The organism is Caulobacter sp. GW821-FHT05F04 (genome assembly GCF_059419665.1).
In genome coordinates, this window is the sequence record NZ_JBWKSF010000002.1 from 562,660 (window position 1) to 581,735 (window position 19,076).

The 19,076-nt window shown below is 68.4% G+C and carries 18 protein-coding genes; 5 read left to right on the top strand and 13 right to left on the bottom strand.

Annotated elements, in window-relative coordinates; translation table 11 throughout:
• Positions 1-4 precede the first annotated feature (4 nt).
• Positions 5-1,591 (top strand): alkaline phosphatase D family protein, encoded by a 1,587-nt coding sequence (locus AC07R7_RS07070; protein ID WP_494634645.1) that lies wholly within the window; start codon positions 5-7, stop codon positions 1,589-1,591.
• Positions 1,592-1,707: 116 nt separating this feature from the next.
• Here the strand turns inward: AC07R7_RS07070 and AC07R7_RS07075 are convergent, their stop codons facing one another.
• Positions 1,708-3,456, bottom strand: coding sequence for an ATP-binding protein (locus tag AC07R7_RS07075; RefSeq protein WP_494634646.1), 1,749 nt, complete (start codon positions 3,454-3,456; stop codon positions 1,708-1,710).
• Between the two features lie 534 nt (positions 3,457-3,990).
• On the opposite strand from AC07R7_RS07075, the gene AC07R7_RS07080 reads away from it, so the two are divergent.
• Entirely contained in the window at positions 3,991-4,554 is a 564-nt protein-coding gene (locus AC07R7_RS07080; protein ID WP_494634647.1) for a helix-turn-helix transcriptional regulator, read from the top strand.
• 97 nt (positions 4,555-4,651) lie between these two features.
• Here the strand turns inward: AC07R7_RS07080 and AC07R7_RS07085 are convergent, their stop codons facing one another.
• The 6 genes from AC07R7_RS07085 to sapA form a co-directional block, all read right to left on the bottom strand.
• A complete protein-coding gene (locus tag AC07R7_RS07085) occupies positions 4,652-5,044 on the bottom strand; it encodes a nuclear transport factor 2 family protein (protein WP_494634648.1) in 393 nt (130 codons plus the stop codon).
• A 114-nt stretch (positions 5,045-5,158) separates the two neighbouring features.
• Positions 5,159-5,350, bottom strand: a complete 192-nt coding sequence (locus AC07R7_RS07090) for a hypothetical protein (RefSeq protein WP_125155443.1) — start codon at positions 5,348-5,350, stop codon at positions 5,159-5,161.
• Positions 5,351-5,437: 87 nt separating this feature from the next.
• The gene (locus tag AC07R7_RS07095) at positions 5,438-6,061 is read right to left on the bottom strand and encodes a pyridoxamine 5'-phosphate oxidase family protein (protein ID WP_494634649.1); all 624 of its coding nucleotides are present in this window, start codon (positions 6,059-6,061) and stop codon (positions 5,438-5,440) included.
• Between the two features lie 61 nt (positions 6,062-6,122).
• Positions 6,123-6,554: an OsmC family protein gene (locus AC07R7_RS07100; protein WP_492837174.1), complete on the bottom strand. Its 432-nt coding sequence runs from the start codon at positions 6,552-6,554 to the stop codon at positions 6,123-6,125.
• A gap of 85 nt (positions 6,555-6,639) precedes the next feature.
• The gene (locus AC07R7_RS07105) at positions 6,640-6,876 is read right to left on the bottom strand and encodes a DUF5961 family protein (RefSeq protein ID WP_492886298.1); all 237 of its coding nucleotides are present in this window, start codon (positions 6,874-6,876) and stop codon (positions 6,640-6,642) included.
• A gap of 137 nt (positions 6,877-7,013) precedes the next feature.
• Positions 7,014-9,008 (bottom strand): protease SapA, encoded by a 1,995-nt coding sequence (gene sapA, locus AC07R7_RS07110; RefSeq protein ID WP_494634650.1) that lies wholly within the window; start codon positions 9,006-9,008, stop codon positions 7,014-7,016.
• A 265-nt stretch (positions 9,009-9,273) separates the two neighbouring features.
• On the opposite strand from sapA, the gene AC07R7_RS07115 reads away from it, so the two are divergent.
• Positions 9,274-10,488, top strand: coding sequence for an OmpA family protein (locus AC07R7_RS07115; RefSeq protein ID WP_494634651.1), 1,215 nt, complete (start codon positions 9,274-9,276; stop codon positions 10,486-10,488).
• Between the two features lie 272 nt (positions 10,489-10,760).
• Here the strand turns inward: AC07R7_RS07115 and mnmC2 are convergent, their stop codons facing one another.
• The 3 genes from mnmC2 to motA all read right to left on the bottom strand — a co-directional run bounded on the left by mnmC2 (position 10,761) and on the right by motA (position 14,071).
• Positions 10,761-12,548: a tRNA (5-methylaminomethyl-2-thiouridine)(34)-methyltransferase MnmC2 gene (mnmC2, locus tag AC07R7_RS07120; protein ID WP_494634858.1), complete on the bottom strand. Its 1,788-nt coding sequence runs from the start codon at positions 12,546-12,548 to the stop codon at positions 10,761-10,763.
• A 202-nt stretch (positions 12,549-12,750) separates the two neighbouring features.
• Positions 12,751-13,098 (bottom strand): hypothetical protein, encoded by a 348-nt coding sequence (locus AC07R7_RS07125; protein ID WP_492886290.1) that lies wholly within the window; start codon positions 13,096-13,098, stop codon positions 12,751-12,753.
• A 106-nt stretch (positions 13,099-13,204) separates the two neighbouring features.
• Positions 13,205-14,071 (bottom strand): flagellar motor stator protein MotA, encoded by an 867-nt coding sequence (gene motA, locus AC07R7_RS07130; protein ID WP_099575759.1) that lies wholly within the window; start codon positions 14,069-14,071, stop codon positions 13,205-13,207.
• A gap of 179 nt (positions 14,072-14,250) precedes the next feature.
• Between motA and AC07R7_RS07135 the strand changes: the two genes are divergently transcribed.
• On the top strand, positions 14,251-15,564 hold the full coding sequence (locus AC07R7_RS07135) for an MFS transporter (protein WP_492886288.1): 1,314 nt from the start codon (positions 14,251-14,253) through the stop codon (positions 15,562-15,564).
• 86 nt (positions 15,565-15,650) lie between these two features.
• Here the strand turns inward: AC07R7_RS07135 and fixK are convergent, their stop codons facing one another.
• A complete protein-coding gene (gene fixK / locus AC07R7_RS07140; protein WP_492837167.1) occupies positions 15,651-16,295 on the bottom strand; it encodes a transcriptional regulator FixK in 645 nt (214 codons plus the stop codon).
• A gap of 155 nt (positions 16,296-16,450) precedes the next feature.
• Between fixK and fixT the strand changes: the two genes are divergently transcribed.
• Complete coding sequence (fixT, locus tag AC07R7_RS07145; protein WP_492837166.1) at positions 16,451-16,777, top strand: oxygen-responsive sensory/signaling system negative regulator FixT; 327 nt, start codon at positions 16,451-16,453, stop codon at positions 16,775-16,777.
• A gap of 65 nt (positions 16,778-16,842) precedes the next feature.
• Here fixT and fixJ read toward each other — a convergent pair whose 3' ends face one another.
• Entirely contained in the window at positions 16,843-17,472 is a 630-nt protein-coding gene (gene fixJ / locus AC07R7_RS07150) for a response regulator FixJ (protein ID WP_492837165.1), read from the bottom strand.
• Positions 17,465-18,943: a PAS domain S-box protein gene (locus AC07R7_RS07155; RefSeq protein WP_492886284.1), complete on the bottom strand. Its 1,479-nt coding sequence runs from the start codon at positions 18,941-18,943 to the stop codon at positions 17,465-17,467. The genes fixJ and AC07R7_RS07155 overlap by 8 nt, the downstream gene beginning before the upstream one ends.
• Positions 18,944-19,076: the final 133 nt, after the last annotated feature.

Here is a 19,076-nt window from a genome sequence, read left to right on the forward strand (position 1 = left end):
GGCGATGCGTCTGCAAAGATCCGGCCTTGATCGCCGGACGTTCCTCGCGGCGGCGGGCGGCCTGGCGCTGTTCGCGGGTCCGGATCGCGATGCTCGGGCCTGGGTCGCGCCGAGGTTCGCCGACTATCCGTTCTCGCTCGGCGTGGCCGCCGGCGACCCCTGGCCCGACGGCTTCGTGATCTGGACCCGCCTGGCGCCCCGGCCTCTGGAAGCGCATGGCGGGATGCCGACCCTGGCGGTCCAGGTTCGCTGGGACGTGGCGGAGGACGAACGCTTCGAGCGGATCGTCCGGTCGGGCGAAGCCATCGCGCGGCCCGAGCTCGCCCATAGCGTCCATGTCGAGATCGACGGGCTGCGGCCCCGCCGCCCTTACTGGTATCGCTTCCGGGTCGATGGCGCCGAGCCCAGCGCGGCGGGCCTGGCCTGGACGGCGCCGGCCTCCGGCGACCAGCCCGAGCGGATCCGTCTCGCCGTGGCCGGTTGCCAGGCCTATCCCAACGGCTGGTACGACGCCTGGCGCCACATCAGCCGCGAGCCGGATCTCGCCGCGGTCTTCCACTACGGCGACTACATCTACGAGGGCGGCCGCAGCGACTACGTCGTCACCGACGCGGCCGGCGCCGTCGTCGAGCGCAACCACCTCGGCGGCGAGGTCTACAGTCTCGACGACTACCGGCGGCGCTACGCCCTCTACAAGACCGACCCGGACCTGCAGGCGGCCCACGCCGCCGCGGCGTTCATCGTTTCGTTCGACGACCACGAGGTGGACAACAACTGGGCTTCGGCCTTCGACCAGGATGGCACGCCGCCCGAGGTGTTCCTGCTGCGCCGCTACGCGGCGATGCAGGCCTGGTACGAGCACATGCCCGTCCGCAAGGCTCAGTTTCCACGCCCCGACGGCCTCGCCATGCATCGGCGGCTGGACTACGGGCGGCTCTTCCGGATGCACGTCCTGGACACGCGCAGCTACCGCGGCGACCAGCTCTGCGACCGGGCGGGACAGGCCCATTGCCGGGCCGAGGATGGATCGGACGCCACCATGCTCGGCGCCGCCCAGGAGACCTGGCTGGGCGAGGGACTGAACAACGGCGCGCGCTGGAACCTGATCGCCCAGCAGGTCTTCGTGATGCCCTTCGTCCGGCGCGGATCGGCAGGCGAACGCATCGTCTCCAATGACACCTGGAACGGCTATCCGGCGGCCCGGGCGCGACTGGTCCGCGCCATCACCGAACGCAGCCTGACCAACGTGGTGATCGCCACGGGAGACGCGCATATCCACGCGGTCGGTTCGGTTCCGCTACGCGATGAAGAACCGGGCGGGCCCGCCGCGGCGACCGAATTCCTGGCCACTTCGATCTCATCCGCCGGCGATGGCGCGCCGATGACGCCGAACCTGCGCTCCGCGCTCGAGAACAGCCCCAATCTCGCCTTGGCCAACGCGCAGCGCGGCTACCAGACCTTCGACATCACGCCGAACGCGTGGCGAACCGACGTCAAGGTGCTGGACAAGGTGCAGTCGCCTGGCGGCGCGCTCGACACCCTGGCGCGGTTCGCCGTCATGCCGGACCGGCCCAAGCTGCACAGGCTGTAGTGTGCTGGATTTGAAGTTCGCCCGCGCTTGGATCGGGCTCTGAGCGAACTTCGGAATCGGGACACTAGCCTGTCGCTGGCCGTTCCTGTCGCCCCGGACGGAGCGGCCTTGCATCGTCAGGATTCCTGCCGACCCCGGGAGCGGGGGACGCGGGCGGTATTGGCGACCGCGGAAAGCAATTCACAGGCATTGATCGGCTTGCCGACGAAGCCGTCCATTCCCGCGTCGAGGCACTCGGCGATCTCTTCGCTGGAAGCGTTGGCCGTCACCGCGATGATCGGGGTTGCGGCGACCTCTCCGCCGAGCCTCCTGATCCGTCGGGTGGCCTCCAGTCCGTCGAGCTGGGGCATGTGAACATCCATCAGGATCAGATCGAACCGCCCCGACGCGGCGGCCGCGACCGTCGACAGGCCGTCCTCGGCGAACTCGTAGCGGAGACCCGCCTCGTCCAGCAGGATCGCGATCACGCGACGATTGAGCGGATGATCCTCGGCCACGAGGATCAGGGGATCGAAGTCGATGGGGTCGGGCGAAGCGGATGGCGTGGGCGTCTGGCTCGACGGACTGACGCGTGGAAGGGTCACGTCGACCGTGAAGGTCGAGCCCGTCTGGAGGCCGGGCTCGGCTCTGATGTCGCCGCCCATCATGGCGACCAGCTCCCTGCAGATCGCCAGGCCCAGTCCGGCGCCGCCATGACGGCGCGTCGTACTGGCGTCGCCTTGCACGAACGGCTCGAACAAGCGCTCAAGCTCGCACGGCGCGATGCCCGGGCCGCTATCGGAAACGGAGAACGTGACGCGATCCGAATTCCTGTCCCCGGCGGCGCGCAGGCTGACGGCGCCGCGTTCCGTGAACTTGATCGCGTTGCTCAGGAGGTTCGAAAGCACCTGCCGCAGTCGATGGCCGTCGGCGAGAGCGGCTTCAGGCAGATCCACGCACTCGACGTGCAGCTTCAGATCCTTGGCCTCGGCCGCGAAGCGCCAGACCTCGGTGATGGCGAGCACCAGCTGGCCAAGGTCGATCGGCGCCGGGTCCAGCGAGAGGGCGCCCGACTCGACGCGCGCCAGGTCCAGCACTTCATTGAGGATAGACAGAAGGGCGTCTCCCGACGACTTGATGAGCTTGGCCATCTCAAGTTCCGCGGCGGGCAGAGGGCGCTTGGCCAAGGCGTCGGCGACGGCCAGGACCCCATTGAGCGGCGTTCGCAGCTCGTGACTCATGATCGCCATGAACCGGGACTTGGCCTGGCTGGCTTGCTCGGCCTCCTGCCTGGCGGCCTGGGCCTCTCGCGTGCGCTCCTGGAGGTCACGCTTTCGCGCCGTCAGGTCCTGGCCCAAGACGCGAAGCTCTTCGACCTGCTGGCGCAGGCGCTGATTGGCGAGCGTCAGGGCGGCGTCGACCCGGAGGCGCTCGTCGATGTCTCGACAGACGCCGATGAACTTCCGGGCGCCGCCGATCGTCGCCTCACCCACCGACAGCTCGATGGATACGCGGCCGCCATCGCGTCGTGTCAGGCTAAGGGGCCTTGGACCCGCGTTCAGAATGCCGCTGCCGCCTGTCTCCAGGTAGCGTGTGACACGGACCTGATGCGTGTGGGCGTCGTTCGAGCTCATCAGCACCGACAGGGGCTCGCCGACGAGCGAGCCTGGCGGCCAGCCGCCCAGGGCGTGAGCCGCGGGGTTGGCGTTCTCGATGACGCCATTCACGTCGATCACGAAGATCGCATCGGCGGCGTTGTCCAGGATCGCGTTCAGGCGGTCCTCGGCGGCGGAATGGGTCTCTCGCGGAAAGAGCACGATCTGGGTGGCGGCGTCGTCGCCCTCGGCCTGGCGCCAGGAGAGGGCCGACCAGCCCAATGCGGTCAATGCCTCATCGTTCGCCGGTCCCGTGGGCGCGCGCGCGAGCCTGCGCAAGAGCGTCCGCGCGGTCCGCTCTGGAACCTTCAAGCGCTGGCTGACCAGAGCGATCGCGTCCGTGGTGTTCAGGATATCTCGGTCGCCCGCTATACAGCGAGCCAGCGTTCCGGCGCTCTCGAACTGTAAGACGATCGGCGCGACAGCGCCCGATCTTGCCGCGTCTTCAGAGGTATAGTTAGCGCTAACTACAGGGCAATTTCGAGCGGGTCTTGTCGCCATAACTTCCTCGAATCGGCTCTCGACACGAGCGTGACACGGTGACGTCTGGCGTTGCTCATCCCTATGGCTAGGCGCCGTACCGTAAGTTGCGGCAGATCAATTCCTTGCGGTTCGATTTCGTCAAAATACTAGCCAGAGGGCTAGGTGACGCGCCAGGATAGATTCCCTATTTGCAGTGGGGGTATTTGGCGGCGCCACTAAGTTTATCGACGTAGGTCAGCAATGAGGGTGGCGATCTTAGGCTCGGACATGGAGCGCGCGGCGATGCTGCGGACCATGGTTGCCGAAGCGATCGGAGGCGAGATTTCCATCGGCGTCCAGACCGCCCAACTCCCGGCCGATGTGACATTCGACTTGCTTCTCCTGGACGTGCCAGCCACCGCCGACCCGGCCGACAGCTTCGCACAGGTCGCGAATCTGCGGGCGCGACAGCGTGTCCTGTTCGCCCCTCGATGCGACCTGGACCTCGCCAAGCTCGCCTATGCGCAGCGTTTCCAGGGCTTTATTGGAGAGCAGATCACCCGGGAGATGCAGCACGCGATATTGCGGTTCATCGTCGCGGGCGGCGAATATTTTCCGTGGGTCGACAAGGGCAAACTGCAGGAGCGGCCGTCAGTGGAGCGGCTGTCCAAACGGCAACGCGAAGTGCTTGGTCATTTGCTGAACGGCAAGACCAACAAGCAGATCGCCGACGCGCTCAGTATCTCTCTGGCGACCGTGAAGCTGCACGTCCAGGCCATCCTGAGCGAGGCGGGCGCCCGCAACCGCACGGAAGCCGTCGTCCGGTTCGGCGGGCTTGGCCGAGCGGGTCTCGGGAAGGACGTCTGACTATCCGAGTTTGCGGATGCGCGAGCCGCCTGCGGCAAGGGGGCGCGCTTCCCAGGATTCCGTCGGCGAGACCACCTTCCGGCGTCGCCATGGGGCTCTAGGTCATGTCCGGGATCTGGTTCCATATCATGCGGCCGATCTTGACGGCGCCCGCGACGTCTCGAAACTCCCAGATCTCACGGGAGTGATCGACCTGGGTGGGGGCGCCGCTGTCGAAGCGTATCGTCTGCGTGCCGTGCAGGGCCGCCAGGCCGAAGTCGTCGCGGACGACAAGCTCCACGGCCTCGAACACTGGCTCGATGTGGCAGCCGCTGATCACGCCCGCGAAGCCTTCGGCGATTTCCCGCCGGCCGATCCGCGTCTCGCGGCCAAGGGGCCACCAGACCCCGTCCTCGGTGGACAGGCTGGCATAGCCCTCGACGTCGCCCGTGCGCACGAAGTGAGGCTGCACCTCCTTGAAGATGCGCTCGATCCGCTCCCTGGTGATCATGCGGCCGCCTCCCGACGCCGGCACGATGCGCCTGGTAGTAACTTTCGGTCAAATTGTATCGAGAATTTATTCTCTTTTAAGGAGTGTTCGTCCCGGCCAACGCGAGGCTGACGTCTAGATGGGCTCGCTGATCGGCTGGAAGCTGGCCGGGTCCAGCCCCTCGTCGACGCCTTTGACGTAAAGGCCTTCGGCGTGGTGATGGTAGTCCTCGACCTCGTAGACTTGGCCCGAATAGACGCCCAGATGCGGCAGGCTCACCCCGGTGCGCAGCAGCATGTCGCCCTGGCGGAAGATGCGTTCGCTCATGGTGGCTCCCTCGTGTGACGACGAAGCGTGCGGCGCCGGAGGCGGCGGCGCCAAGACACGAGTTCGTCAGCTTCCGGAACGGAACGTCTATGAAGGGCCGAGGCGCTCGCGCAGCTGCTGGTTTTCCGCCTCCAGAGCGGCGAGCCGGTCGCGCAGCGGCGCGACCGCGCGGGCGATCTCGGCCTCTGTGAAGCGCGGGACGATGTGCTGCGGACAGTTCCAGTCGAAGGCCGCCAGCCGCAGGCGGAAGATCCGCTCGGGGCGGGCGCGGTGGCCGGGGACGCTGACCCGCGCCAGCAGGTCGGGCTCGGCGTCCAGCGCCAGGCGCTCGGCGTGGGCCAGGATCTTCAGGCGGGCGCGGCGGGGATAGTCGACCAGGATCAAGGCCACGCGGTCGTCGGCGTCCAGATTGCCCGTGCTGATGTACTGGCGATTGCCCGCGTAGTCGGCGAAGGCCAGGGTCGTCTCGTCGAGCACCTTGAGGAAGCCGGGCGGGCCGCCGCGGTGCTGGACGTAGGGCCAGCCGGTCTGCGAGACGCTGGCCATGTAGAAGCTGTCGCGCTCGGCGATGAAGGCGACCTCGTTGGGCGTGAAGGCCTCGGAGACGCGATCGACCGCGCCGGGCGTCCACAGCTGGTCGACGCCCATCTCGGCCTGGACCGCGCGCACGCTGGGCGAGCTGGCCAGGTCCAGGAAGCTGTAACGGTTCACGGCGCGATCTCCCGGCGTCGCGCCCGCCCGGAAGGGGAGGCGCGCGACACCGGGCAGGATCCTATTCGATCAGGCTGGCGTCGAGGGTGATCTCGGCCTTCAGCAGCTTCGAGACCGGGCAGCCGGCCTTGGCCTTGGCGGCCAATTCCTCGAACTGGGCCTGGTCGGCGCCGGGGATGCTGGCCTTCAGGGTCAGGTGCGAGGCGGTGATGGCGTAGCCGCCCTCGACCTGTTCCAGGGAGACCTTGGCGGAGGTGTCCATGCGGTCGGCCTTCAAGCCCGCCTCGCCCAGGATCAGCGACAGGGCCATGGTGAAGCAGGCCGAGTGGGCCGCCGCGATCAGCTCCTCGGGGTTGGAACCGGGCTGGCCCTCGAAGCGGCTGGCGAAGCCGTAGGGATAGTCCTGCAGGGCGCCGCTCTCGGTCGAGATCGAGCCCTTGCCGTCCTTGATGCCGCCGCTCCAGGCGGCCGAGCCGCTTCTGACGATCTTCATGTCGGTCTCTCCAGGTCAGGGGAATATCGGGACGATCCACCACGGCGCGGCCGCGGCGGCTTGAAGGAAACGGCTCTTCTTGTGTTCAGGCGCCGGCGCAAGGTTCGGTCTCGCCGGTCGCCAGGTCCACCCGGAAGCACTGCTCGCGCCCGGTGTCCTCGTCGCGGACGAGGATCGCCAGGTCGCCGCCGCCAGCGTCGCTATCGGGGGCGTCGTGGGCGAACTCCTCGACATAGGCGAGCGCCGCCGCTTCCGGGCTGGCCTCGTCGATCAGGCGGGCATGGTGGCCGTGCAGATGCAGGGCGCGGGCGGTGAAGGTCATGCCAATCTCCTCGGGGCTATCTCCTCGGCCAGGAGAAACGCGCCGGGGCCGCTTTCGGATTCACCGAACGCGAAAACGGCGGCGAGCCGTGAGGCCCGCCGCCGCGTCGCGTCGCCGGATCGGAGGCCCGGAGGGCCTCAGATCAGATTGTATTCCGGCTTGGCGTAGGTCCCGATCAGGTCGACGCCATAGACGTTGTGCGCCACCTGGTCGGCGAAGAAGACGTCGGCCGACTTGGCATAGACGCCGACGTGCTCGGTCTCGGCCGCCGCCAGCAGCCATCCGACCATTGCCGCCTTGGTCCCCTGACCATTCGCGCCGTCCTGACCGTAATAGGCCATGTAGCTGGCGCGGGTCATGGTCGAGCCGCCCACGGCGACGGTGGTGTCCAGCAGGTCGTGGACCTTCTGGTCGGTCGGCGTCGCGCCGAAGATGGCCGCATAGGCTTTCTTGGTGGCGTCGAAGAGCGTCAGGGACCCGTAGCTCGCCGTGAAGCCCGAGGCGCCTTCGCCATTCTTGCCCAGATTGACGGCGAAATTGATGAAGCGGTTCACCGTGTCGAACGACTGGTAGTAGGCGCTGTTCAGGGTGTTGGGGTTCGCGCCGTTCGGGTCGACCAGATAGTCCATGCCCGCGACGGTCGGGGTCTTGCCCGTGAAGAACTGGTAGGAGAGGGCGGCGACCGCGCTGGTGTTGACCGCCGCCTTGACGACCAGGCCGATGGCGTCCGTGTAGCTGGTCCCGGAGGCCATGGCACCGGCGATCGACTTGGTCATGGCGTCGGCGCCGGTGCTGAAGGGCTGCAGGCGCAGGACGCTGGCCATGGCCGAGGCCACGCGGCTGTCGACCATGGCGACCGCGCGGTCCGAAAACTGCAGGTTCTCGATATTGATGGCGGTGTCCGTGCCGTCGGTTCCGGCGCTGTCCTTGATCTGCCAGCCGCCGTTGGCCAGGGCGCTGAAGGCATAGGACGCGAACTTGCCGGCGTAGGCGGCGGTGTCCAGGCCCGCGCCGCCGTCCAGGATGTCGTTGCCCGAGCCGCCGGTGATGCGGTTGGCCACCGCGTTGCCGGTGATGGTGTCGGCCGCGGCGCCGCCGATGGCGTTCTCGATGACCGCGCCGATGGCGATGGTGACGTTGCCGGTCAGGCCGCCGACGCTGGAGAAGAAGCCCTCGCGCAGTTCGATCGTCTGGGCGACCTTGTAGCCGGAGAAGTCGAAGGTGTCGGTCCCGCCGGCGTCCCAGGCGGCGAACACCAGCTTGGTCGACGACGAGGTCGCCGAGAACCAGTCGCGCCCAGCGTTGGCGTTGAAGCCGTAGATGGTGTCGCCGGTGCGGGTGGTCATGTTGGCGCCATAGGCCAGCTGGGCCGCGGCGATGTCGTCCAGCAAGGGCGAGGCGGCGTAGGCGCCGCCGAACGCGCCGCCGGTGTTGGACTCGCCGAAGTAGGACATCACCGTATACTGACGGCTGTCCTCGTAATAACCGGCGTTGGCGCTGTAGGTGATCGCGGCGGCCGCGCTGTCGGCGTCGTATTTGGACGGGTGGGCCAGGCCGATGGCGTGACCGATCTCGTGGACGAGCACCATGCCGCCATAGTTCGAGCCGCTTGGGCTGCTGTTATAGCCGAGGCTGGAATTGACCCAGACATCGCCCGAGTCGCTGCTGGGCTGGGCGTTGCCCGGATAGTAGGCGAGGGCGGCCGAGCCGGACTCGCCGGTGCTGTAGTCGCCGAACAGAATGGCGGCGTTGTCGCTGTAGGCGGCCGCGCCGGTGGTTCCGGTTCCGACGCGTACGAACTTGATGTCGGCCACGTCCGACCAGGCCTGCAGAGCCTTCTCGGTCTGGACGATCTGGGCGGCGTTGAACTGCGAGAAGCCCGAGGTGTCGCTGGGCATGGTGGTCGGCGCGGTGGCGCGATAGGCGTAGGTCACCGTCGCTCCGACATGCAGGGCCGGACCCCAGCCGGGCGCGCCGCGCAATAGCTGCGAGGCCGCCTCGGCCACCGTCAGGCTTTCCTTGCCCGCCACGACCCCGTCGCGAGCGTCGGCGTTGACGAAGGCGTTCGGAGCCTCGCCCCCCGTGATCCTCACGGGTTCCTGGCCGGCCTGTGAAAACGCTTCAATGCTCACGGACATACTCCACCCGACCAAGCCCGCAGTATGTAGAAATCGAATTTCTCCTTCAATCTCCGTTACTTGCGACATGAGCGCACAGTTTTCCGGCCAAGCTAAGCGCTGCCGGAACACCGGTTGGTCCGCGCCCATTTCACAATTGATCGGCCTTTGTGGCGTTTCTGCCACACCTAAATCCGCTGAGTGCGCGTTTGTCGTGCTGAGGTCCCGGGGCCGTGTCGGGCCCGCGACATACTACTAGAGACTAGAGAGGGTTTTAGAGATGAATATGCGGTTGCTTGCCGGCGTCGCCTTGGTCGCGCTCGGCGCGGCCTCGGGCGCTTCGGCTCAAAGCGCCTTGAGCGGCTTCTATGTCGCGGGCGATGTGGGCTACCACGAGCCGAGGGACGTCAAGGCTACGTCCTCGAACGGCTATCAGTGGAATTTCTCGGGCGACAAGGACTGGGCCGGCTTCGCCCGCCTGGGCTACAAGTTCTCGCCGAACTGGCGCGTGGAAGCCGAATACGGCTATCGCCCCAGCGACCTGAAGAGCGTCCGCGGCAACGGTCTGGCCGGCGCTCAGCCGATCGGCCTCTGCACGCCTGGCGTCGGCCGCTCGCCGGCCTCGCCGGATTGCGGTGAGCTGGACGGCAGCCTGAAGGCCACCACCCTGATGGCCAATGTCATCTTCGACCTGGCTCCCGGTGGCACCTTCAACCCGTATATCGGCGCCGGCGCCGGTACGGCCTGGGTGCACAACAAGGCCTATGGCCAGCTGTCGGGCGTTCCCGCGGGCGGCGCTCGCTTCCAGAACACCAACTTCGACGACGTCGACCAGGCCTTCGCCTATCAAGGCATCGTGGGCGTGGGCTGGAACTTCGCCGAGAACTGGTCGATGGACCTGACCGGCCGTTACCTGGAAACCAAGAACCTCAAGTGGGGTTCGGTGACCCAGAACACGGGTCCGGCCGGTGGTTCGATCACCGACGTCGGCACCTTCTCGGGCAAGTACAAGGACGCTTCGGTGACCCTGGGTCTGCGCTACACCTTCGGGTCCGCGCCGCCCCCGCCGCCCCCGCCGCCTCCCCCGCCGCCCCCGCCGCCCCCGCCCCCGCCGCCTCCTCCGCCCCCGCCGCCGATGCCGGCCGCTCCGGCCTATGAAGCGCGCGAGTTCGTGGTCTACTTCCCGTTCGATCAGTACGTGCTGACGCCGGAAGCTCAGGCCGTGGTCCAGCAAGCCGCTGAATACGCCAAGGGCGGCAACGCGACCAAGGTCGTGGTGACGGGTCACACCGACACCTCGGGCTCGGATCGCTACAACCAGAAGCTCTCGGAACGCCGCGCCAAGGCCGTCGCCGATGGCCTGGTCAGCCAGGGCCTGGCGGCCACCGCCGTGGCGGTCGACTGGAAGGGCGAAAGCGCTCCGGCCGTCGCGACTGGCGATGGCGTCAAGGAACCGCTGAACCGCCGTTCGACGGTCTCGATCAACTTCCAATAAGGAAGTCCGGATCGGTGGAATTGGGGCTGGCCGCGAGGCCGGCCCCTTTTTCTATGGGCGGCGCTGTCCATGGGCGGCTCCAGGGACGCGTGGCTCAAATGGAAAGACGCTCCCGATGGGGCGTCGGGAGCGTCCGATCCGGCGGACCAAGAGGGCGGAGGACCGCCGTAATGGGCCGGCAAGAAGGGGGCGCCGGCCTCATCGGTAGATTTGAGCGGATAGGAAGCACGGGCGGCAAAGGGTCCGTCGCGCGCTCCGATAACCGTGTTCGATTATACGCCGATACCCGTGTCAGGCGAGTCGAAACGGCCGGACTCGGTCAGGTGCGACAATTGGCGCGGCAAGGGCGAGGGATGGCCCAGGAGGCTGGCGATCAGGTGCTCGGCCAGCAGCGGGGCCAGGCAAAAGCCGCGCGAGCCGAGGCCGGCGAGGACCAGCAGGCCATCGTCGCCAAGGCTCGCCAGCGGCAGACGGTCCGGCGTCGTGGCGCGCACGGCCGCGCGGCCTTCGAACGTCTTGCCCGCCAGGCGCGCGGCCAGATCCGGCAGACCCTTGGCCAGGATGTCGAGGTTGCGGGCGTGGTCCTCGGGACGGACGTCCACGGCGGTCTGGTCGCGGTCGTGGGTGGCGCCAAACAGGACGCCATCGCGGGTCGGCACGGCATAGCCGCCGAAGGCCGTCGCCCGGGTCGTCTCGCCCGCGGTCCAGCTGGCCTGGCCGCGCACGGGTTTCAGGCGGATCTGGGGAAGAAGTTCAGCGCTCGCCGCGCCGGCGGCCAGGGCCACGCGATCGGCGGTCAGGATAAGGTCGCCGGCCTCGTCGAGGAGTCGCCAGGCCCCATGGCGTCCTGGGCCGGCGCGCTCCAGGCGGGTGACGCGGCGGCGGATGATCTCGCCGCTCCAGGCGGCGGTGACCAGGGCCGGCTCGATGACCAGCGCGCGGGTCATGGCCAGGGCGTCGTCGCGCAGGAGCATGGCGCCTGGCTCGAACAGGTCCTGTCCGGCCACGGTGGCGAAGCGGGCCGGATCGCGTTCGCTGGCGGGCAGCTGCAGCACCTCGCGGGCGATGATCGCGCCGGGCTCGGCCTCGTACAGCGCTGCCGCGCGGGCGAAGGCCTGGGCGTAGAGCGCCGCGCGCGGGCCGCCGCCGGCGTCGAGCGCGGGGGTGACCAGGGCGGCCGGATTGCCCGAGGCGGCGACGTGGTCCGGATCATCGACGACGGTGACGCCAAGGCCTTCGGCGCGGGCGGCGCGCGCCAGGGACGCGCCGGCGATGCCGCCGCCGATGATCGCCAGGGTCTGGGGCCGCGGCGCGGGCGCATGCGCGCCCATTTCTCTTGAGGGGGGCAGCCAGGCCTCCAGCCGCTCGCGCTTACGGCCGAAGCCGGGGCGCTTGGCGATCTCGAAGCCGGCGGCTTGCAGGCCGCGCCTTACCGCGCCGGCCACGGTGAAGGTCGCCGCGCGGGCGCCCGGGGCCGAGCGGCTGGCGACGGCGGCCAGCACCTCCTCGCGCCACATGGCCGGGTTCAGCGCCGGGGAGAAGCCGTCCAGGAACCAGGCGTCCGCCGCACCGTCCCAGGCCTGCAGCGCCGGGATCACGTCCATGACCGCCAGGTCCAGCAAGGCGTCGAAGCCGGGCAGGTCCACGCGGTGGAAGCCCCGCGCGCGACCCGGCCAGTGGTCCAGCAGCACCTGGGCCGCCTCGCCCAGCTCCGGCCAGTGGGCCAGGATCCGGGCGGCCTCGTCGCGCGCCAGCGGATGGGCCTCGATCGAGAAGATATGCAGGCGGCCGCCTTGCCGGCCGTTCGCGGGCTTCTCGCGCCGCCAGAGGTCGAGCAGGGCGGCGATGTTCAGGCCCGAGCCAAATCCAAGCTCGCCGACCGTGAAGTCTGGCTGCGCCCCGAACCGCTCGGGAAGGCCGCAGCCGGTCAGGAACACGGCCCGCGTTTCGGCCAGGCCGTCGACGCTGGAGAAATAGACGTCGCCGTACAGGCTGGACTGCGGCAGGCCGTCCTCGCGCCAGACGAGGGGCGAACCGTCGGGAGGGTTGGTGACGCTCATGGGGCTGCTAGAGCGCTGGGGGAGGTCAAACGTCAAGACCGCTCTCCAACCCGATCCCCCCGGCGAAGGCCGGGGCCCAGATTCATCCTGAGCGTCAGATGTGAAAGCGCCCTCCGCCGAGGTTCGACGAAGGGCGCTCTGGGCTCGACCTGGGCCCCGGCCTTCGCCGGGGAGATCGGATCTTGAATTTTAGGCGAGACCCCTAGTGCCCCGCCTTCTTCTCTTCCGGCTTGGCGGCGGTCGCCGCGTCCGCAGCGGCGGTGGCCGAGGTCTCGGACGGCGTCGAGGTGGCGCCCGTGGCGGCGGCGTCCGCGGCGGTATCCGCCGGGTCGGCCGGCGCCGCGGCCGCGTCGGCGGCGGCCTTGTTGGCGTCGGCGGCGGCCTGGTCCTTGGCCGAGGCGGCGTCGGTCACGGTGCTGGCGTCGGCGGCGGCGGCCTTGGCGGCGGCGCTGTCGCCTTCGGCTTCCTCATGCTTGCCGCAGGCGGCCAGCGACAGGGCCGAGACGGCCACGCCGGCGATCAGGAGTTTGCGAAGCATCGTGGTGTTCATGCGGATTTCCCCTAGCGGCGGACGCCGTCGCCTTGTCGACGACGGCTTTGCGCAGAAGGAATACCGGTTCGAAAGCGCGTGCAAGTTACGACGCGCTAACGTGCGACTACTCGTTCGGGATCTGCGACAGCGCCTCTTCCAGCTCGGCGAAGCTGGGCTGGGCGGGCGAGGGCACGTTGCCGCGGCCGATCTCGACCGAGATCTGGGCGGCGTTGCCGTGCAGGTGGGCGACCAGGACGGCCTGGATGATCTTGTAGAAGGCGCCGTCCTCGTTGACGACGGCCTGCAGGCGCGTGGCCATGGGGCCGACGATGCCATAGGCGATGAACACGCCCAGGAAGGTGCCGACCAGGGCGCCGCCGATCATGCCGCCGAGGACGGCCGGCGGTTCGGTGATCGAGCCCATGGTCTTGATAACGCCCAGCACGGCGGCGACGATGCCCAGGGCGGGGAGGGCGTCGGCCATGTTTTGCAGAGCGTGAGCCGGCTCGAGCGCCTCGTGGTGGTGCTTCTCGAGCTGCTTTTCCATCGCGTCCTCGACCTGGTGGGGGTCCTCCAGGTTCATGGTCATCATCCGCAGGGTGTCGCAGATGAAGTCGACGGCGAAGTGGTCGTGGGTGATCTTCGGGTAGCGGGCGAAGATCGTGCTCTCGCCCGGTTTTTCAATGTGGCTTTCCAGGGCGATGACGCCCTTGGACTTCATCGTCTTGGTCAGCAGGAACAGCAAGGACAGCAGGTCGCGATAGTCAGACGGCTTCCACTTGGGACCCTTGAAGATCTTGCCGAAGCCGCCGGCCGTGCCCTTGATGACGACCATGGAGTTGGAGATCAGGAAGGCGGCGACGGCCGCGCCCAGAATGGCCATCAGCTCGTGTGGGGCGGCTTCGATGATCACGTCCAGCTTGCCGCCACCCATCAGGTAGCTGCCAAACACCATGCCGAAGAGCATGACGATGCCGATGATCTGGAACATGGTGGAAGACCGACCCCGAGAATGAAGCCGCATGATCGCGATTAATGATTAAGCCAACGTTTTCACGCGCTCATCCAAGCCGTCCGTGATCCGCGACACATCGCGCGCGCGACCCAAAAATCGCGTCTTTCCGGTTCTGATGCTTCCCTCGGAACAGGAGGGGGCCTAACAAGTGTTTGATGACTGGGGAGTCCAAAGAGGCCCGGGATAACCGGGCGCCGTTCGCGATCCTCTTTGGCGTGTCCGTGGCGACCGCCATGGGGAACAACGGCATGCTGTCGGTGCTGCCGGCCATCGGCCGCCAGATCGGCATCCCGGACGCCATGGTCGCGGCCATCTTCTCGCTATCGGCTGTGCTGTGGGCCATCACCTCGCCGCTGTGGGCTCGCCAGTCGGACCTGCGTGGGCGCAAGCCGCTGATCCTGCTGGGCCTGGGCGGCTTCTGCGTGTCGATGCTGCTGTGCGCCCTGGTGGTGTCGGCCGGCCTGCATCACCTGGCCCCGCCGCTGGTCATCTTTGTCGCCTTCCTGCTGTGCCGGGCGCTGTTCGGGACCTTCGGCTCGGCCGCCAATCCGGCCACCCAGGCCTATATGGCCGAGCGCACTAGCCGCGAGGAGCGCACCCAGACCATGGCCACCCTGGCCGGAGCCTTCGGCCTGGGCACGGTGGTCGGTCCGCTGCTGGCCCCGCTGTTCGTGCTGCCGGGCGTGGGCCTGGCCGGACCGATGTTCGCCTTCGCCCTGCTGGCGGCGGGCATGATGGTGGTCGTGCATCGGGGCCTGCCCGAGACCTTCAAGCCCGGACGCGGCGAGACCCCGCCCCGCCGCCGGATCGGCCTGTCCTGGCGCGGCGGCGATGCGGCCCTGTGGCGGGATCCGCGTCTCAAGCCGTTCCTGATCTTCGGCTTTCTCGTGGCCGCCTGCCAGACCGCCCAGACCCAGACCCTGGGCTTTCTGATCATCGACAAGCTGGGCCTTCCGCCGATCAAGGCGCAGGGCTTCATCACCCTGGCCATGGCCGCCGGCGCGGTGGCGGCGCTGCTGGCCCAGTGGGGCCTGATCCGCATGTTCCGCATGGGGCCGCGCGACCTGATGCGCTGGGGCGTGGGCTGCGCGGCGATCGGCAACATCGTCGTCGCCTTCGCGCCGGACTACGCCGCCGTGGCCATCGGCTACGCCATCGCCAGCCTGGGCTACGGCTTCGCGCGCCCGGGCTTCACGGCCGGCGCCTCGCTGTCGGTCGAGGCCAAGGACCAGGCCGGGGCGGCCGGGGCCATCGCCGCCATCAACGGCCTCAATGTCGTGGTCGCGCCGCTGTTCGTGCTGCTTTACGAGCGCATCGGCTGGGGGCCGTTCGTCCTGAACGCGGCCATCCTGGCGGCGCTGGTCGTCTACGCCCTGCGCCAGGCGACCCTGCGCGCGGTCGACAAGGGCGGCGCGCGGGAAGAGGCGACGATCGCGGGGCTCGAGCGGACGGACGAAGGCGGGGTCTAGTCCCTTCAAAGCTCCTAATTCTTGTCATCCCGGACAGCCTCTGCGAGGCTTCCGGGATGACAAGAGCTTGGTTGCGTTGCTGGTGATCAATCGACCATCCGCTCCAGCGCCCGACGATCCTGCAGCACCACGCACCGCACGCTGGGCAGGGCGATCAGACCCTCGTCCTGCAAGGCCGTCAGTGTCCGCGACACCGTCTCGATCGTCAGGCCCAGATAGTCGGCCATGTCCTGGCGGCCCATCGGCACGTTCAGCTCGGCGCGGGCGTGAGTGCGTTCAGCGATGTCCAGCAGCAGGCCGACAACCCGCTCCTGGGCCGAGCGACGGCCCAGCATCAGCACGTGGTCCTGGCTGCGCTGCAGGACCTCGGCGGTCAGGCGGAACAGAGCCCGGGCGGCGTCGCTGCGCGTCGCGGCCAGATCGCTGAGCGCCCCGCGCCGGATCATCCGGATGCTGGCGTCGGTCAGGGCCTCGGCCGTGATGCGGTGAGCATCTGCCATCTCCAGGCCGAAATACTCGCCAGCGAAGTGGAAGTCGTCGATCTGGCGGCGACCGTCGCGCAGGATGCGGTAGGTCCGCACCGCGCCGGTGACGACTTGGTAGACATAGTCGGCGGCCTCGCCCTCGCCGAAAATCTCCTCGTCGCGCGAGAAGCGCGAGCAGGCGCCCGGAATGGCCAACACGGAATCGAGGGCGCCCGGAGCGGCGTCGATGCGAAGCGGAGACAGCATGGAAAGACCCTTCTGATAGTGGGGTCATGCGCCTATTCCCGACGCCGCGATATTCGGGAGCCGCGCCTAAGGAAACCCCCTTACGCGGGCGTGCGGGTGGCGAGTGTTTGAGGCGGATCAACCCGCGCGGACAGGTGTCCAGGCAAGATGACGCCATGTCGGATCGTCCCCTCATCCTGCTGCTCGTCGAGGACGAGCCCCTGCGCGAGGCGCTGCGCTTCTCGCTGGAGACCGAGGGTTATGCGGTGGGAACGCGGCCGGATGGGAGACCGGCCGCGGCGGTGGTCATCGACGATGATCGAGAGGACTGGCCGGCCGTGGGGGAGAGCCCGACGATCGTGCTGACCGGCGATGCGGAGCGGCTGCTGCGGCGAGGCGTGCGCGGCGTGTCGCTGGTGGAGAAGCCGCTGCTGGGGGATGCGTTGAGCGTGAGGCTGAGCGAAGTCCTGAAATTCAACCAAAGCCTGTTATCGCGGCCGTAGCGAAGCGGACAGGAGCATCTGGAGCCCTTTGCGCTTCGGATGATTCCATCCAACGCTACAGGGCCCTAGGTCTGCCCCCGCACCGACAGCGTCATCCGCACCAGCGCCGCCAGGTTGTCGGCCTGCATCTTGGTCATCAGCTTGGCCCGATAGATCTCCACCGTACGCGGACTGATGCCCAGTTCGCGGGCGATGACCTTGTTGGCGTGGCCGGCGACGACGCCGTCCAGCACCTGGCGTTCGCGTTCGGACAGGGTTTCCAGGCGATGCAGGATGGCGGCCTGGTCGTCGGTGACCGGGGCGGCCTCGGCGGCCTTGATGGCGCGACCGAGCGCATCCAGCATGCGGGCGTCCGAGAACGGCTTCTCGATGAAGTCCACGACACCCGAACGCATGGCCTCGACGGCCATCGGGATGTCGCCGTGGCCGGTGATCATCACGATCGGCATCTTGACCTTCAGGGCCGCCAGGCGCGCGACCAGCTCCTGGCCGCTCATCTCCGGCATGCGCACGTCGGTGATCACCACACCCGGCTTGGCGTCTGGCAAAGCCTCGAGGAAGGCCGGGGCGCTGGCGTAGGCGACGACCTCGAAGTCGGCGGACTCCAGCAGGAAGGCCAGAGACTCGCGGGCGCTCTCGTCGTCGTCGACCACGTGCACGACGGCGGTCGGGGTCGCCAGGGGGGCCTCACTCATCGACGGTTTCCTTCTTATGATCGGCGGGCGGCAGGGTGAAGCGGAACAGCGCCCCGCCGCCGGGATTGGCCTCGGCCCAGATGCGGCCGCCATGGGCCTCGATGATCGAACGCGAGATCGACAGGCCCACCCCCATGCCCTGCGGCTTGGTGGTCATGAAGGGCTGGAACAGGCGCTCCAGCACCTCGGGCGCGATGCCGGGGCCGGTGTCGGCGACGCTGACCTGCGACCAGCCCTGGTCGGTCACGGCGCTGGTGATGGTCAGCGCCTTCCGCCGCGCGCCGTTCTCCTGCATGGCGTCGATGCCGTTGCGGATCAGGTTCAGCAGCACCTGCTGCACCTGGACCCGGTCGGCATAGACGGCGTCCGCCGCCGGATCCAGGGAGAGGCGCACATCGACCTGGCGGTCGCGCTCGCCGATCAGGGCCAGGGCCGAAGCCTCCTCGATCAGCTTGGACAGGCTCTCGTCGACCCGCTCGCTGGCCCCGCGGCGGACGAAGTCGCGCATGCGGTGGATCACCTCGCCGGCCCGCAGCGCCTGGGCGGCGGCGCGGTCGATGGCGTCGCGGACCTTGGCCTGGTCGGCCTCGCGGCCCCGGTCGATCAGGCGGCGCGAGCCGGTCAGGAGGTTGGCGATGGCCGACAGCGGCTGGTTCAGCTCGTGGGCCAGGGTCGAGGCCATCTCGCCCATGGCCGTCAGTCGCGAGACGTGGACCAGCTCGTTCTGCAGCTCCTGCAGGCGGGTCTCGGTCTCCTGGCTCTGGGTCAGGTCGCGGATGAAGCCGGTATAGGAGGGCATCGGCCCCTTGGTCTCGCCGACCGCCAGCTCCATCGGGAAGGTCGAGCCGTCCTTGCGCAGGCCGACCACGACGCGGCCGACGCCGATGATCCGCTTGTCGCCGGTGCGGTGGTAGCGCTGGATATGGTCGTCGTGGGCGGTCGCATGCGGCTCGGGCATCAGCAAGCCGACGTTCTTGCCGAGAACCTCGGCGGCGGTCCAGCCGAACATCCGCTCTGCTGCGGGACTGAACGAGGTCATCAGGCCGTCGCGGTCGATGACCACCACCCCGTCGGGCACGGTGTCGAGGATCGAACGCAGGTGGTCGTTGACCGCCGCCTCGCGCCGCCGCGCGGCGTGGAACCAGCCGCCGCCCACGGCCATGCCGAAGCCGACCGACAGGAAGATCGCCGCGCACAGGCCGCTGACCAGGTTGAACGGGATCTCGCGCGTCACCCACCAGACGCTGGCCCAGGCGAAGGTGGTGGCGAAGGCGCCGGGGCCCAGGCCGCCGAGCGCGGCGCTGACCAGCACCGCCGGCACGAACAGCAGGAACGACGAGGGCGCGGTGAACGCCGCCGGCAGGTACAGGCGCGCCACCGCCGTCGCCATCACCGCCGCGAGGGCGGCCAGGTAGGCGGTGGGATGTGGATCGCTATAGAGCGTCGAGGACAGGCCCCGGGCTGGCTTCATGGGTGTTCTCAGTCTCGAAGTCCTTATAGCCGGACGGGTTTGAGCCAGGTCAAGGCGCGGTTATTGCGTAGGTCGGAGGCTGGACGTTCCAAGCAATCGGAGCGTTCGAATGTCTGACGGGCAAATGGCGTAC